This window comes from Streptomyces sp. DSM 106670 (assembly GCF_055792845.1).
The window spans coordinates 3,679,784-3,694,708 of record NZ_CM147704.1; the positions used below are offsets into that span (position 1 = coordinate 3,679,784).

The 14,925-nt window shown below is 73.1% G+C and carries 13 protein-coding genes and 1 tRNA gene; 5 read left to right on the plus strand and 9 right to left on the minus strand.

The genetic code is table 11. The features are described 5' to 3' along the window. Window positions 1–61 precede the first annotated feature (61 nt). A complete protein-coding gene (locus tag ACSMXR_RS16235; protein WP_473172187.1) occupies window positions 62–583 on the minus strand; it encodes a hypothetical protein in 522 nt (173 codons plus the stop codon). A 346-nt stretch (window positions 584–929) separates the two neighbouring features. On the opposite strand from ACSMXR_RS16235, the gene ACSMXR_RS16240 reads away from it, so the two are divergent. Further along, window positions 930–1,670, plus strand: coding sequence for an FHA domain-containing protein (locus ACSMXR_RS16240; RefSeq protein ID WP_473172188.1), 741 nt, complete (start codon window positions 930–932; stop codon window positions 1,668–1,670). Further along, complete coding sequence (locus ACSMXR_RS16245) at window positions 1,667–2,563, plus strand: serine/threonine-protein kinase (protein ID WP_473172189.1); 897 nt, start codon at window positions 1,667–1,669, stop codon at window positions 2,561–2,563. The genes ACSMXR_RS16240 and ACSMXR_RS16245 overlap by 4 nt, the downstream gene beginning before the upstream one ends. Window positions 2,564–2,742: 179 nt before the next feature. Here ACSMXR_RS16245 and ACSMXR_RS16250 read toward each other — a convergent pair whose 3' ends face one another. Next, window positions 2,743–3,768 (minus strand): MarR family transcriptional regulator, encoded by a 1,026-nt coding sequence (locus ACSMXR_RS16250; protein ID WP_473172190.1) that lies wholly within the window; start codon window positions 3,766–3,768, stop codon window positions 2,743–2,745. A gap of 139 nt (window positions 3,769–3,907) precedes the next feature. Then, window positions 3,908–3,981: transfer RNA gene (locus ACSMXR_RS16255), tRNA-Thr, on the minus strand. A 177-nt stretch (window positions 3,982–4,158) separates the two neighbouring features. Between ACSMXR_RS16255 and ACSMXR_RS16260 the strand changes: the two genes are divergently transcribed. From ACSMXR_RS16260 to ACSMXR_RS16270, 3 genes are all read left to right on the plus strand, one after another. Continuing rightward, the gene (locus tag ACSMXR_RS16260) at window positions 4,159–5,295 is read left to right on the plus strand and encodes an ABC transporter ATP-binding protein (RefSeq protein WP_137234909.1); all 1,137 of its coding nucleotides are present in this window, start codon (window positions 4,159–4,161) and stop codon (window positions 5,293–5,295) included. A 231-nt stretch (window positions 5,296–5,526) separates the two neighbouring features. After that, window positions 5,527–5,940, plus strand: a complete 414-nt coding sequence (locus ACSMXR_RS16265; protein WP_103508076.1) for a hypothetical protein — start codon at window positions 5,527–5,529, stop codon at window positions 5,938–5,940. An 88-nt stretch (window positions 5,941–6,028) separates the two neighbouring features. Next, a complete protein-coding gene (locus tag ACSMXR_RS16270) occupies window positions 6,029–6,745 on the plus strand; it encodes a nucleotidyltransferase family protein (protein ID WP_030078264.1) in 717 nt (238 codons plus the stop codon). Between the two features lie 195 nt (window positions 6,746–6,940). Here ACSMXR_RS16270 and ACSMXR_RS16275 read toward each other — a convergent pair whose 3' ends face one another. From ACSMXR_RS16275 to ACSMXR_RS16300, 6 genes are all read right to left on the minus strand, one after another. Then, window positions 6,941–8,584 (minus strand): DoxX family membrane protein, encoded by a 1,644-nt coding sequence (locus ACSMXR_RS16275; protein ID WP_473172191.1) that lies wholly within the window; start codon window positions 8,582–8,584, stop codon window positions 6,941–6,943. A 161-nt stretch (window positions 8,585–8,745) separates the two neighbouring features. After that, the gene (gene rlmB / locus ACSMXR_RS16280) at window positions 8,746–9,702 is read right to left on the minus strand and encodes a 23S rRNA (guanosine(2251)-2'-O)-methyltransferase RlmB (RefSeq protein ID WP_030078268.1); all 957 of its coding nucleotides are present in this window, start codon (window positions 9,700–9,702) and stop codon (window positions 8,746–8,748) included. Between the two features lie 98 nt (window positions 9,703–9,800). Next, on the minus strand, window positions 9,801–11,201 hold the full coding sequence (gene cysS / locus ACSMXR_RS16285) for a cysteine--tRNA ligase (RefSeq protein WP_218525883.1): 1,401 nt from the start codon (window positions 11,199–11,201) through the stop codon (window positions 9,801–9,803). Between the two features lie 151 nt (window positions 11,202–11,352). Then, entirely contained in the window at window positions 11,353–11,757 is a 405-nt protein-coding gene (locus tag ACSMXR_RS16290; protein ID WP_137234907.1) for a PPOX class F420-dependent oxidoreductase, read from the minus strand. Between the two features lie 45 nt (window positions 11,758–11,802). Further along, complete coding sequence (locus ACSMXR_RS16295; protein ID WP_473172192.1) at window positions 11,803–13,206, minus strand: MFS transporter; 1,404 nt, start codon at window positions 13,204–13,206, stop codon at window positions 11,803–11,805. Next, window positions 13,203–14,924, minus strand: coding sequence for an ABC transporter permease subunit (locus ACSMXR_RS16300; RefSeq protein WP_381854735.1), 1,722 nt, complete (start codon window positions 14,922–14,924; stop codon window positions 13,203–13,205). The genes ACSMXR_RS16295 and ACSMXR_RS16300 overlap by 4 nt, the downstream gene beginning before the upstream one ends. Window position 14,925 lies beyond the last annotated feature (1 nt).

Consider the following 14,925-nt stretch of genomic DNA (forward strand, 5'->3'; position numbering starts at 1 on the left):
TCGGCCGGTGAAGTGGTCCGAGGCGGGCCCCGGTGCCGGGGCGGGCGGTGCCGGACCGTCCCTAACGGACCCAGCCGGTGAAACCGCCGCGACCGCCGACGTCCTTGCCACGCCCCGGTGCGCCCGCGCGCCCGCCGCCGTCCAGGGAGACGGAGACGGCCCGTACGAGCCAGGCGTTGACCGACAGGCCCTCCGCGGCCGCGGCGCTCTCGGCTCGCCCCTTGAGGTGGGCCGGGAGGCGGAGGTTGATCCGCACCATGGTGCCGTCGTCGGCGTCCGCCGCCGACGGCACGGCCGGAGCCGCGACCGTCTCCTGCGCCTCCCGCACCGGCTCGGGCGCGGGCGGCGGCGTCACCACGAACTCGGGATCGAGACCGCGCAGCCGCACATCGACCGAACCGGGCGCCAGCTCCCGGGTGACCTCGCCCATGGCAGCGGAGAGCACATTGAGCAGGGTCAGCCGGGCGGCGGACTCCAGAGGGGCGCTGAGCCGCTCGGCCAGGGCCCGGGCTTCGTCGCCGCCGGCCTCCGCGGAGACGGCGAGTTCCCGCCGGAGATGGTCGACGTAGGGGGTGAGATCCATGACGCCATAGTGGCACACAATTGGCACCACGTCGAGCCATGCAGGCGCACCACCCGCGAACAAGCCCCTGACCTGCACATCCCCGAAGAGAACCACACCAGCAGAACCAGAAGAAGGGGAACCATCCCCACCGATAGCGCCACGATGGCACCACATGGCACCACACGACATCACCTGACGCACCACACGGCACCGCACGGCACCGCACAACACCACACGGCACCTCAGGCGACACGCACGCCGCACCGGCACCGGAGCCCTTTGCTCCGTACGACAACCTCGCCTACGCTCCCCCGTGTTGGACCGGGGGAGGGTGGCCCTCATGGCTTGATGAGGGGACAAGTCCATGTACAGCGTCATCGTCGTGCCTCCGGCATGCGCGCACCCGGACGGCCAGATCAGGATCGCCTCCGGAGAAAGCCTGGCCTTCGGCCGACGCGAGACACCCGGCGGCCTGACCATCGCCCACGAAGGCGTCCACCGGATCGCCGGGGAGATCTCCGCACAGCGCGACTTCTGGCTCCTGACCAACCGCAGCGCCGGTCAGACCTACGTGGTGGAGAACCCGGAAGGCGCGGGCGAGCACATCAAGGTCGCCCCCGGCCGGGTGGCCGCACCCGTGGCGTTCGAGTTCTCCCGCGTCGTCCTGCCCGCGGCGGGCGACCTGCTGACCTTCGACGTATGGGCACCACGCCAGATCTTCGCCGGCACCGAGACCCGCGAACTCCCGGGCTCCGCGACCGCACCCGCCTTCACCCTCGACCGGACCAAGCGCTACTTCGCCGTCCTGGCCGCCCTGTGCGAGCCCCGCCTGCGCGGCGAACCGCACGCCCCGACCCCCGCCGTCGACCAGCTCGTACAGCGACTGCGCCCCGCATGGCCGACGGTCAACCGCTCCTCCGTCTACTGGAACATCGACTACCTGGCCCTGAAACTGCGGGTCCGGCCGGGCCCGGAAGCCGCCGAACCCGGCCGGCGCGCCAACGGCAAGAAGGACACGCTGGCGTCCCTCGCCCTGCGGTTCGACCTGGTGCGCGAGGACGACCTCGTCGTACTGGCCGCGCCCGCGCACGAGGGCTGCGGATGACCACCGCCCGGCACACCGTCACCGTCCCGCACGGCTATCGCGTCGGGGCGTGGGAAGTCCACGGGCCCCTCGCGTCCGGTGCGTTCACCACGGTGTACGGGGCACACCGCGGCCGGGGCCTGCCCCGTACCGCCGCCCTGAAGTTCTGGCCCACCGACGCCCGCACCCCTCACCGGCCGGACCGACTCCGCGACCTGGTCGAGCGGGAGATCGCACTGCTCGGCCGGCTGCGGTCACCGCGGCTGATCCGGATGTACGACACCCTCGTCGTCGACGACCCCCGGCACCCGGAACTCGACGGCGCCACCGTCCTGGTCCTGGAACGGGCCGACTCCTGCCTGGCCACCGCCCCGACACCGGCCGACCCCGGCCCGGTGCTGCTCCAGATCTGCGAAGGCCTGGCCCAGCTCCACGCGGCGGGCTGGGTGCACGGGGACCTCAAACCGGCCAACGTCCTCCTGATGCCGGACGGTTCCGTCCGGCTGGCCGACTTCAACACGGCCGCCGAACTGGAGGGACCCCACGCCTACGCGCCCCCCTTCACCAGCCGCGACTACACCCCGCCCGAACAGCTGTGGCCGGAGATGGACGAACGGGGCGCGCGCGTACGGCCGTCGGTCGACGTCTGGGCCTTCGGCGTCCTGGCCCACACCATCCTGACCGGCGCTTTCCCGTTCCCGGGCAGCACGACGGGGGCCCGCTGCGACGCGGCGGCACGCTACGCGCACACCACCCAACCGCTCCGCCTGCCGGCCGCGCTGCCGCACCCCTGGCGGGAGATCGTCCGCGACTGCCTGGCCCGCACCCCCGCCGACCGCCCCGACACCCGCACCCTGCTGCACCGCGTACAGCACGTCACCCACCACCGGACGGCCCCACGCCCCACACGATGACGTGCGCTTTTTCGCTCAGCCTCAACAGTGTGGCCGGGCCCAGGCCGCCCGGGCGACAGTGGGAACGGCGGAGCCCAGGCATCACACCCCGCGCTCCCCGGCGATTCCGGCCGCCACCGTTCTTCGCCCCCGCCACAACGGACCGGGGGCACCACCCGAAGAACGGTGGCCGCCCCGGCTCAGCCCGACGCGTCGGCGGACTCCTCGCCCGCCCGGGCCTGGGCGGCGCGCAGAACGGACGCACCGGTGGGAGTGAGCGTATGCAGAACAGCGGGCCCGTTGCGGGTGGTCGTGATGAGCCCCGCGTCACGCAGCACGGTGGCATGCCGACTGGCGGCGGACGCCGAAACCCCGGCCGCACGGGCGATCTCCCCCGTGGTGGCACCACCGGCCGCCACCCGCAGGGCGACCGCCCGGGCCCGCCCGAGCAGATTGGCCAGCGACCGCTCGGGGTCCTCGGCCCGCAGGGGGCGGGCCGCGGGCTCGTGCAGCAACGAGTACCAGAGCACCGGCGGCAGCCCCGGATCGGCGAACGCGACGGGCTCGCCCCAGTTGAAATACGACGGTACGAGAGTGAGCCCACGCCCGTTCAGATACAGGTCCCGGTCCTGCGTCTGCCGCGGATACGCGACCTCCAGCACCGGCGGACACCACCGCAGCATGGGCCCGAGCCCGGCGAGCATGCCCTCCACCCCACCCTGCAGCAGCCCCCGGCCCCGCACCGCCCGCTCGGCCTCGATCCGGGCCTGGATGCGCTCCTGCTGGGGCACGACGACGGCACCGTAATACGCACGCAGAATCCCCACGAACTCCTGGCGCACATCATGCTCCGCCAGCCGCCCGGCCCACCCGGGCGCCCCGATGAGCCGGTCGAGCATGCCGACCTCCTCCTCGACCCGCCGCGCCGGCGTGGCCAGCAGCGCCTCCAGCCCCGCTTCCAGACCCTCCACCCCGGTGGCCGGCGTAAGAAAGTCCGGGTAATACGCGGCCCGGGGATACATGGGCAGCAGCACACCCCGCAGAGCCCGCTCCAACCCCTTCTCCCGCAGCTCCCGCCGCGCCGTCCGGTACCACCCGGCATACGCCCAGCGCCCCCGGCTGGACTGCAGCCGGTGCATGCTCGCGGCGACCTCGAACAGGGGATCGGGAGCGGGGGCCAGTCGGGTCCTGGCCAGATCCGCGTCTCCGAAATGGATGCGGAGCATGTGGTTCCCCCCATGGAGTCGGCTCAGTGCGAGCCTGGGGCATCACGATAAGGACCCACTGAACAAGGACTGAACGGCCATGCGCCGCGCACAGCGGAGAAGCCCGGGTCGGAGAACATCCGACCCGGGCTTCACGGTGAGCCCCCTGTCGGATTCGAACCGACGACCTACGCATTACAAGTGCGTTGCTCTGGCCAGCTGAGCTAAGGAGGCGTGCCGGAGCAGTCTAACCAACCCCGCGCCCCGCCCGTCCGCGTTTTCCGTGTGCCCCGGACTACTGACAGATCGGAAAACGCCAGGTAGCGTCACGGCAGGTTCGCGTCTGTGGACCAGACCACTCCCTACTCGGATCGTCCGGCACGTTCCTGCCGGTTGAGGAGAAGATTCAGCATGGCCAGTGTCACGTTCGACAAGGCGTCCCGCGTCTACCCCGGCTCCACGAAGCCGGCCGTGGACCAGCTCGAGATCGACATCGCGGACGGTGAGTTCCTCGTCCTCGTCGGTCCCTCCGGTTGTGGCAAGTCGACCTCCCTGCGCATGCTCGCGGGTCTTGAGGACGTCAACGGCGGCGCGATCCGTATCGGTGACCGCGACGTCACGCACCTGCCGCCGAAGGACCGGGACATCGCCATGGTGTTCCAGAACTACGCGCTCTACCCGCACATGTCCGTCGCGGACAACATGGGCTTCGCGCTGAAGATCGCCGGTGTGAACAAGACCGAGATCCGGGCGAAGGTCGAAGAGGCCGCCAAGATGCTGGACCTCACCGACTACCTGGACCGCAAGCCGAAGGCGCTCTCCGGTGGTCAGCGTCAGCGTGTGGCGATGGGCCGGGCCATCGTGCGTGAGCCGCAGGTCTTCCTCATGGACGAGCCGCTGTCGAACCTCGACGCCAAGCTCCGTGTCTCCACCCGTACGCAGATCGCCTCGCTGCAGCGCCGCCTCGGCATCACCACCGTGTACGTCACCCACGACCAGGTCGAGGCCCTCACCATGGGCGACCGGGTCGCGGTCCTGAAGGACGGGCTGCTCCAGCAGGTCGACTCGCCGCGCAACATGTACGACCGCCCGGCGAACCTCTTCGTCGCCGGCTTCATCGGCTCCCCCGCGATGAACCTCGTCGAGGTCCCGATCACCGACGGCGGCGTGAAGTTCGGCAACAGCGTGGTGCCGGTGTCGCGTGAGGCGCTGAGCGCCGCCGCGGACCGCGGTGACACCACCGTCACGGTCGGCATCCGCCCCGAGCACTTCGACATCGTCGAGCACGGTGGCGCCGCCGCGAAGTCGCTGACCAAGGACACCTCGGACGAGCCGGCCGGTCTCGCCGTCTCCGTCAACGTCGTCGAGGAGCTCGGCGCCGACGGCTTCGTCTACGGCTCCACGCAGGTCGGCGGCGAGCACAAGGACCTGGTCGTCCGCGTCGGCGGCCGTGCCGTCCCGGAGAAGGGCACCGAGCTGCACGTCGTGCCGCGCCCGGACGAGCTGCACGTCTTCGCGACCTCCACCGGCGAGCGGCTCACCAACTGACCCGCCTCCTGTCGTACGCGCGGCCCCGCACCCCGGCATCGCCCGGCGGTGCGGGGCCGTTTGCGTGGTCCGGGCGGGTTTGGGTTTCGGTGTCGGGTGGTGTCAAATACCCCGGCACACAGGGCATTTCACCCCGGTTCGTCAACCTCGTATTCGAAAGGGCGCGTCGAACCATCCCCCGAGAGGGTGACGAAATGTCGTCAAGTCATCACTGGCCGCTACGCTCGCTGCGTGACCCACACCGCGCGCCGCATCGGCCGATCCCTCGCTCTCGTCCTGCCCGTCGTCATGGTTCTGTCCGGGACCCTCGCGGTCACCAGCGTCCAGTGGGCGGACTCGGACAGCGACTCCCAGCTGCTGGCCGCCTCCTCGGAGACCGTGTCCAAGCCCGCGAAGCCGCACGCCCCGCAGGACGTCCTGCGCGAGAAGCTGCTCGTGGAGCTCCAGGAGAAGGACCCGGGCACCGCGCTCACGGGCCTCCAGCGCGCCGTCGAGCAGCGTCCGTCCCTCGCCCGCCACTGCATGTCGATCGCGAAGGCGCTCGGCAAGGCGGCCGTCGAGCAGTACGGCCCGACCCGGGCGCACCGCTTCTCCCGGCCCGTCTGCGACACCTCGTTCGCCTCCGGCGTCGCGCAGTTCAGCTGAGCCGAGGCTGAGCCCCGGAGGCTGAGCCCGGGAGGCGGTCGCGCGCAGCGCCGCCTCCTGCCGGCGGGCACCGCATATCGTGCCTGCCATGCATACGTATCCGACGCAGGCCGTGATCCTTGCCGGTGGCCAGGGGTCGCGGCTGCGGCCGTACACCGACGACCGCCCCAAGCCGATGGTCGAGATCCCCGGAACCGGGACTCCGATCATCGGCCATCAGCTGTCCTGGCTGGCCGCCGAGGGAGTCACCGACGCCGTGGTCTCCTGCGGGCATCTCGCCGAGGTGCTCCAGGAGTGGCTGGAGGCGGCCGTGCTGCCGCTCCGGGTCACCACCGTCGTGGAGACCGAGCCGCTGGGGCGCGGCGGCGGGCTGAAGTACGCGGCCGGGCGGCTGCCCGATCCGGAGCAGCCCTGGTACGCGACCAACGGCGACATCTGGACGCGCTTCTCCCTGCGTGAGATGGCCGCCTTCCACGCGGAGCGCGACGCCACCGCCACCCTTGCCCTCGCCCGGCCCCGGATCCCGTGGGGTGCGGTGGAGACGGACGCGTTCGGGCACATCACCGACTTCATCGAGTCGCCGCCGTCGCCGTATCTGATCAACGCCGGCGTGTACGTGTTCTCGCCCGCGTTCACGAAGCTGCTGCCGGACCGGGGCGACCACGAGCGGACCACCTTCCCGCGGCTCGCCCGTGAGCGTCGGCTCGCCGGGTATCCGTTGCCGAACGGGGCGTACTGGCGGGCCATCGACACCGCCAAGGACCTCACCGAGGCGGCCCGCGAGCTCGGCTCGCACAGCGCCTGACAGCTCCCCGCACCGTACGCACACGCCTTCCCGGCTTCCCGTACGCACGCATGCGGCCTCCCGTGCGCACGCCATGCGAAGGGCGGCTCCCGCCCGGTTCTTCTTGCCGGGTGGGAGCCGCCCTTGTCGCTGTGTCGGTGTCGCTGCCGGTGCCGGTGCTGCTGTCGGTGCCGCGTCGGTGCCGCTGTCGTACGGTCAGCCGAGCAGGCCGCCGATGGGGTTCCGGCCGCCGCCGCCCGAGGTCGAGCCCTCGCCGCCGGAGGAGGTCGAGCCGCCGGTGGGGGCCGGTTCGCCGCCGCCGCCGGAGGAGTCGTCGCCGCCGGTAGAGCCGGAGGAGGTGGGTCCGGCGCTGGTGGCGGCCGGGGGCTGCTGCGGGGTGGACTGCTGCGGGGGTTCCTGGCCGGTGCCCTGGGTCTCGCTGGGCTGGGTGCCCGAACCGGTGCTCTGGCCGCCGGAGTCGCGGGTCGCGCCCGGGGTGACCTGGCCGGTGGCGGGGGTGGTGGCCGTGCCGGAGCTGCTGGGCTCCGGGCGGCGCTCCTGCTCCGGCGTACGGGAGGCCTGGCGTTCGCCGGTGGACTCCTGGGGCAGCGGCATGCCGGGGAGGCGGTTGGTGGGGTTGTCGTTGCGGCCGGGGACGGTGACGACCTCGGTGGAGCGGACCGCGCCGCCGAGGATGGAGCCGATGAGCAGGGTGAGGCCGACGACGACCGTGGCGACGACGGTGCCCCGGCGCAGGACCCGGCGGCGCAGGTCCCAGATCTCCGAGCGCGGGCCGAGCTTGCGCCAGGCTTCGCCGGCCAGCCGGCCGTCCACGGAGTAGACCGGTGCGCCCGCGATGATCAGCGGGCTCCAGGCGGCGAGCAGGATGATGTCGGGGGCGTCGTAGACGGCGACGGTGCGCCAGCTGACCGTGACCAGCAGCGCGGCGGAGAGCAGCGCGCCGAACGCGGCGGCGACCCGCTGCCAGAGGCCGAGGACGGTGAGCACGCCGACGACGACCTGGAGGAAGGCGACAGTCAGTCCGGCGCCGACCGGGTGGGAGAGCGCGAAGTCGCGCAGCGGCTCGGCCAGCGCCCACGGGTGCAGGGAGGTCAGCCACTTGACCATCGAGCCGCGCTCGCCGCCGTCGAAGTAGACGGGGTCGCACAGCTTGCCCATGCCGGCGTAGATGGAGATGAAGCCGAGGAGCACCCGCATGGGGAGCAGCACGACGCCCAGGTTCATCCGGTGGCCGGGGTAGTAGGCGTGCCGGACGGGGTCGCCCGTGCCCCGTCGGGAGCGGGAGTCCTCGGCGTCGTCGTAGTCGTCGTCGATGCCGTCGATGCCGTCGGGGCGGCCGGGGCCGTCGACCGGGTCGTCGTACGCGCCGACGGCCTGCCGCATGGGCGGCAGCAGCGGTCCGGTGCGTCCCGGCCCGTGGGGGGCGGTCATCACGGGGTTGGGCTGTGTCTCCTCCAGGAGCGGGATGACCTGCGTCGCGCCCGCTTCCTGCCCGTGCCCGTCCGCGGAGGCCCCGCCGAGGCCGCCGAGTCCGGCGTCGAGGTGTCCTGCGGTGGAGTTGCGCACGGCCTGGAGGAGGCCCGTCGCGCCGGGGTCGCCGGGAGCGGACTTCCCGCTCCAGACGACGGGTGCCCGCCTGCGGCCTCCGCCGGCGCCGCTCATGGCGGGGATGCGGGCCGTGTCCGCGGGGGCACCGCGCAGCCGTGTGCGCTGGCCCGGGGCGAGCTGCACCCGGAAGCTGGCGTGGTTGACGATGACCTGCGCGGGGTCGCTGTCCACCTTGGTCATGCTCAGGGCGGGTTGCTCGTCGAACCGAGGCGTTCTGGTGTCCACACTCATCTAACCGAGTGATGTGTGTTTAGGACACTGCCTCGACCGCACCGGATGTGTCCGAGACCCGTCAAGATCAGGCCAAACTCGGGCATCCTGGATGGATGTTCGGCGTTCGCCCGTCAACTCGCCCGGCGGACGGGCCCGTCGACGGGCGAACGCCTCCCGGCTCAGGACCGGCGGCGCGCCACCTCGTACAGCACGATGCCCGCCGCGACACCGGCGTTGAGCGACTCCGCGCCGCCCGGCATCGAGATCCGCACCCGGTAGTCGCAGGTCTCGCCGACGAGGCGGCCGAGGCCCTTGCCCTCGCTGCCGATGACGATGACGACCGGACCGGCCAGCTCCTCCAGGTCCTCCACCGTGTGCTCGCCGTCGGCGGCCAGGCCGACGACCGTGAGGCCCGCCTTCTGGTAGCCCTCCAGCGCGCGGGTGAGGTTGGTGACCCGGGAGACGGGCGTGCGGGCCGCCGTGCCGGCCGAGGACTTCCACGCTCCGGCGGTCATGCCGGCCGCGCGGCGCTCGGGGACGACGACGCCGTGGCCGCCGAACGCGGAGACCGAGCGGACGATCGCGCCGAGGTTGCGCGGGTCGGTCACCCCGTCGAGGGCGACGATCAGCGGGTCCTCGTGGTTGTCGTCGGCGGCGGCGAGCAGGTCGTCCGGGTGCGCGTACTCGTACGGCGGGACCTGGAGGACGAGGCCCTGGTGGTTCAGGCCGTTCGTCATCCGGTCCAGCTCGGGGCGCGGGGCCTCCATCAGGTTGATGGTGCCGCGGTCGCCGGCGAGCTTGAGCACGTCGCGGACGCGCTCGTCGTTGTCGATGTACTGCTGGACGTACAGCGTCACGGCGGGGACGCCGTCGCGCAGGGCCTCGTAGACCGGGTTGCGGCCGACGACCATCTCCGAGGTGCCCTTCACACCGCCGCGCCGGGGCGCGGGGCGGCGCGCCGCGGCCTGCTTGGCCTGGGCGTTGGCGACCCGGTTCTTCTTGTGTCCCTTACGGGCGGACGCGGGCGGGGTCGGGCCCTTGCCCTCCAGGCCACGGCGTCGCTTGCCACCGCTGCCGACCTGCGCGCCCTTCTTGTTGGACGTGCGGCGGTTCCTGCGCTGGCTGTTCCCGGCCATGATCTACCTGTTTCGTTGCTTTCAGACGTACGTACGTATAAGGAAAGTGTGCCGCCCGGCTCGCCGGGCGGCACCATCTCACTGCTCGGAGCGGGTGCTCAGCGCGGTCCCAGCGTCCACCGGGGGCCGGTGGGGCTGTCCTCGATGACGAGGCCGGACTGGTTGAGCTGATCGCGGATGGCGTCGGCGGCGGCCCAGTCCTTGCGCGTACGGGCCGACTGCCGCTGGTCGAGGACGAGGCGGACGAGGGTGTCGACGACGCCGTGCAGATCCTCGCCCCGGTCGCCCTCGCCCGCCCAGTGCGGGTCGAGCGGGTCCAGGCCGAGGACGCCGAGCATGGCCCGGACCTCGGCGAGGCGGGCCGCGGCCGCTTCCTTGTCGTCGGCGGCGAGCGCGCTGTTGCCCTGGCGGACGGTGGTGTGGATGATCGCCAGCGCCTGCGGTACGCCGAGGTCCTCGTCCATCGCCTCGGCGAAGGCGGGCGGCACCTCGGCGGCGGGGGCGACGACCTCCCCGACCTTCTCGGTGACGCGCTGGACGAAGCCCTCGATCCGGGCGAACGCGGACTCGGCCTCGCGCAGGGCCTCCTCGCTGTACTCGATCATCGACCGGTAGTGCGGGGTGCCGAGGTAGTAGCGCAGGACGATCGGGCGCCAGTGCTTGACCATCTCGCTGACGAGGACGGAGTTGCCCAGCGACTTCGACATCTTCTCGCCGGACATGGTGACCCAGCCGTTGTGCACCCAGTACGTGGCGAACTCGTCGCCGTACGCCTTGGCCTGGGCGATCTCGTTCTCGTGGTGCGGGAAGATCAGGTCGATGCCGCCGCCGTGGATGTCGAAGGCGGAGCCCAGGTACTTGTGGGCCATCGCGGAGCACTCCAGGTGCCAGCCGGGCCGGCCGCGGCCCCACGGCGTCTCCCAGCTGGGCTCGCCCGGTTTCGCGGCTTTCCACATGGCGAAGTCGCGCTGGTCGCGCTTGCCGGTCTCGCCCTCGCCGGAGGGCTGGCGCAGATCGTCCAGCTCCTGGTTGGAGAGCTCCAGATAGCTGGGGAGCGAGCGCACGTCGAAGTAGACGTTGCCGTCGGCCTCGTAGGCGTGACCGCGCTCGATCAGGCCGGCCATCATCTCGATCATCTCGGGGATGTGGCCGGTGGCGCGGGGCTCGTAGGTGGGCGGCAGGCAGCCGAGCACGTCGTAGCCGTCGTTGAACGCGCGCTCGTTCTCGTAGCCGATCGACCACCAGGGGCGGCCCTGTTCGGCGGACTTCGCGATGATCTTGTCGTCGATGTCGGTGACGTTCCGGATGAACGTGACGTCGTAGCCGCGGTAGGTGAACCAGCGGCGCATGATGTCGAAGTTCAGGCCCGAGCGGATGTGGCCGATATGCGGTGCTGCCTGGACGGTAGCGCCACAGAGGTAGATCGAGACACAGCCCGCTGTGAGCGGGACGAAGTCACGGATCTGCCGGGCGCTGGTGTCGTGCAGGCGAATAGTCACGCCTCAAGGGTAGTAGGCCCGCACCAGTGCCCCGCGACCCTTGGGGATCGCGGGGACAACTTTCTGATACCGGGATGGTCCGAAGCGCCCCGGAGAGCGTTTTCCGGCGTGCGTTTCGGCCGCGCGGCGCCCTCCGGGTCCGGACCGGCCCTCAGATGCTGCCGACGATCTTGCGCGCGGAGATGCGGACGACCACGCGGGGGTCGTCGGCGCCGGAGTTCGGGTTGAACTCGGCGTACGGCTTGCCGGTGTACTTCACCGAGAGCTCGTCGATCAGTTCCTGCCCGCCGTCCGTCGTCAGCGTCGCCTCGCCGCGGATCTCGGCGTAGCTGTACGGGGCGTCGAAGGGCTGCACGACCACGGTCACGCGGGGGTCGCGGCGGAGGTTCTTCTCCTTGCGGCGGCCGACGGTGGTGGAGATCAGGACGTCGTCACCGTCGCGTTTGACCCAGACCGGGGAGACCTGGGGGCTGCCGTCGGGCTGGATGGTGGCGATGTTGACGAACACGGGGGTGTCGAGCAGGTTCTTGAGCTCGGTGGAGAGAGCGGCGGTCATGGCGTACGTCCTCCTGAGTGCCTGCGGGCAATGGGTCCATCGCTTCTACCCCGTAACCGCGCGCGTTCCCTGTTCCTTCCCGCCGTGTCCCGCCGGAAGGGTGAATGCCAGGAGCGCCCCGGCGAGCGGGACCGCCGCGAGCGCCGCCCACCGCACCGGCGCGGGCGCCTCCAGCAGGGCGCCGGTCGCGGCGCTGCCGGCGAGGACGGCGACCCCGGAGACGGAGGACAGCGCCCCGGTGGCCAGCCCCAGGTGCCGGTCCTCGACCAGGTCGGGCACCAGGCCCCGGGCGGCGGGGACCAGCAGCATCTGGCCCAGGGTGAGCAGGACGACGAGCGCGGCGCCGGGCAGCAGACCGCCGGGGCCCGCAGGCGTCAGCGGTACGGCGGCGAAGCCGGCGGCCACGACCGCGAGGCCGGTGACGAGCGCGGTGCGCGGGGCGATCCGGCGGGCGGAGCAGCGGGTCAGCGGCATCTGGGCGACGACGACCAGCAGCGAGGACAGCGCGAAGAGCCAGCCGAGCGCGGCCTGGGAACCGGTGGCGCGCTCCACCTCGACGGGCAGCGAGAGATAGAGCTGGTTGTAGGCGACGAGGTAGGTGGAGTACGCGAGGCAGAGCAGCAGGAAGGGGCGGTTGGCGAAGACCGCGCGCCGGGACGACCGCGCCGGTTGAGCCGTACGGGTGACGACGTGCGGTGCCGGTGCCGGTGCCGGTTCCTGCACCCGCTCCCGCTCCCGTACGGGGGTGGTGTGCGGCATCAGGCGGGCGTGCCCGGTCAGTACGGCGACGAAGACGAGGGCTCCGGCGAGGCAGGCGGCCCGGAAGCCGCCGCCCAGGAGCAGGAGCAGCGAGCCGAGCAGCGGCCCGAGGAACGCTCCGGCCTGCCCGGCGGCGGAGAACAGGGCGAGGACGTGGGCGCGCGGGGCGCCGGTGTCGCGTTCGTGCCGGACGGCCTCGCGGGCGGCCTCGGACTCGACGGCCGGGGAGAACAGGGCGGCGGCGAAGCCGATGAGGAGGACGGCCCCGACGACGGTGGCCGTGGATCCGGCGACGGCGAGCCAGCCGAACCCGGCGATCCGCAGGGCGCAGCCCGTCAGCACGACGGGGCGCGGGCCGTACCGGTCGGTGAGCGCGCCGCCGACGACGAACAGGCCCTGCTGGCTGAAGGTGCGCAGCCCGAGGACGAGTCCGACGAGCCAGCCCGCCATGCCGAGGCCGCTGCCGAGGTGGGTGGCCAGATAGGGCAGGACGGCGTAGAAGCCGATGTTGAAGGCGAACTGGGTGGCGGTGAGGAGCCGGAGGTAGGGGGTGGGCGCGCTCGCGAGGCGGGGCCGGAAGCGGCGGCGTTCGGCGGGCGGGTCGGCGAGTGCGGGCGGGGATCCGGGCGTCGGCTCCGGCGCGGGCGCGGACCCAGGCGCGGGCGCGGACCCCGGCGCGGGCCGGTTCACTTCAGGCCCGCCGGGGTGCGCCCGCGCACAGCTGCCGAGGTGAGGACGGCCAGGGCGCCGAGGACGGCGAGCGCGGCGGCGGGGGCGAGGACGGCCCACGGGGCGCGTTCCGCGTACGGCATGTTCTCCGACAGCATCCGGCCCCACTCCGGCGCGGGCGCCTGCGTGCCGAGGCCGAGGAAGCCGAGGGAGGCCAGGGCGAGCGCGACGGCCGGGATGCGGAGGAGGGCGTGGCGGGCGACCGGCGGCAGGACGCCGGGCAGGACGTGGCGGCGCAGCAGATGGGCCCGGTCCGCGCCGAGCGCGACGGCGGCGGCGAGGTGCGGGGCCGCCTTCTCCTGGGCGTACAGCGCGGCGGTGTGCGCGGCGAGCGGGGCCCAGGCGACGGCGGCCACGGCGGCGGCCGCGCCCCAGGGGCCCGGTCCGGCGATGCCCGCGACGACGAGTCCGGCGAGGACGGCGGGGAGCGCGTTCGCGGTCTCGGTGAGCGCCCCGGCGCGCAACGCCCCGAGGAGCAGCCCGAGCACGAGGGTGACGGCTCCGACCGCCACGGCGGCGAGCGCGGTGCGGGCCGCGCCGTGGCCGAGGCGGGCGAGGACGTCACGGCCGAGGTTGTCGGTGCCGAAGGGGTGCGCGGCGGAGGGGCCGGCGAGGCGGGCGGCGGTGTCGACGTGGAGCGGGTCGCGCAGGAGGCCCGCGACGGTCACGGCGATGAGGAGGGCGCCGAGGACGAGGGCGGCGACGGTGACCGCGCGGCGGCCGGGCAGCCGGGGCGCGACGAGGGCGGGCAGCGCGCGGTCGGTGAGCGCGGGGCCGAGGAGGACGCGGACGGCTAGGCGGGAGAGCAGGCCCGCGGCGACCCCGAGGAGCAGCAGGACGAGGACGGCCGCCTGGAGGACGGGCAGGTCCTGGGCGAGGGCGGCGGCCAGTGCCGTACCGCCGAGGCCGGGGATCGCGTACAGCGTCTCGACGGCGACCGCCCCGCCGGTCAGCCCGACCGCGACCAGGCCGAGCTGGGGCAGCAGGCCCGGCAGCGTACGGCGCAGGGCGTGCCGGGCGACGATCCGGCCCGGCATGCCGCTCGCGGCGGCGGCCTTCGCCCAGGGTTCGGCGAACGCGCCGGGCAGGGCGTCGTCCAGCAGCCGGCCGAGCAGCGCCCCCGCCGGTACGCCCATGGCGAGTGCGGGCAGGACGAGCTGGTCGGGGGCGCCCCAGCCGAGCGCCGGGAACCACCCGAGGTGTACGGCGAACACGGTGGCCAGGACGGCGGCGAGCAGGAACTCCGGCAGCGCGGCGAGCACCGCGGCGCCCGCTCCGGCGCGTACCCGGACGATCCGGCGCGCGGCCCCGCGCCGGAGGGTGGCCGTGCTCAGCGCGAGGGCGAGGAGCACGGCGACGGCGAGCGAGACGCCCATCAGGGTGAGGGAGTTGCCGAGCGCGGCGGTCACATCGGGTCCGACGGGCTGCCCGGAGACCCAGGACTCCCCCAGGTCGCCCCGGAACAGTCCGCCGAGCCAGTCGCCGAGTACGTGGAGCGGGCCGCCGTCGAGCCCGGTCTCGGCGCGGATCGCGGCGAGGGTCTCGGGCGTCGGGGCCCGGTCGGCGTAGCGGGCGTGCAGGATCGTGCGGGCCGGGTCGGTCCGGGTCAGCCAGGGCAGCAGCCCGATCACCGCGACGACGGCGAGGAGCGTGCCGAGCCGTCCGGCGAGGTACTTCACG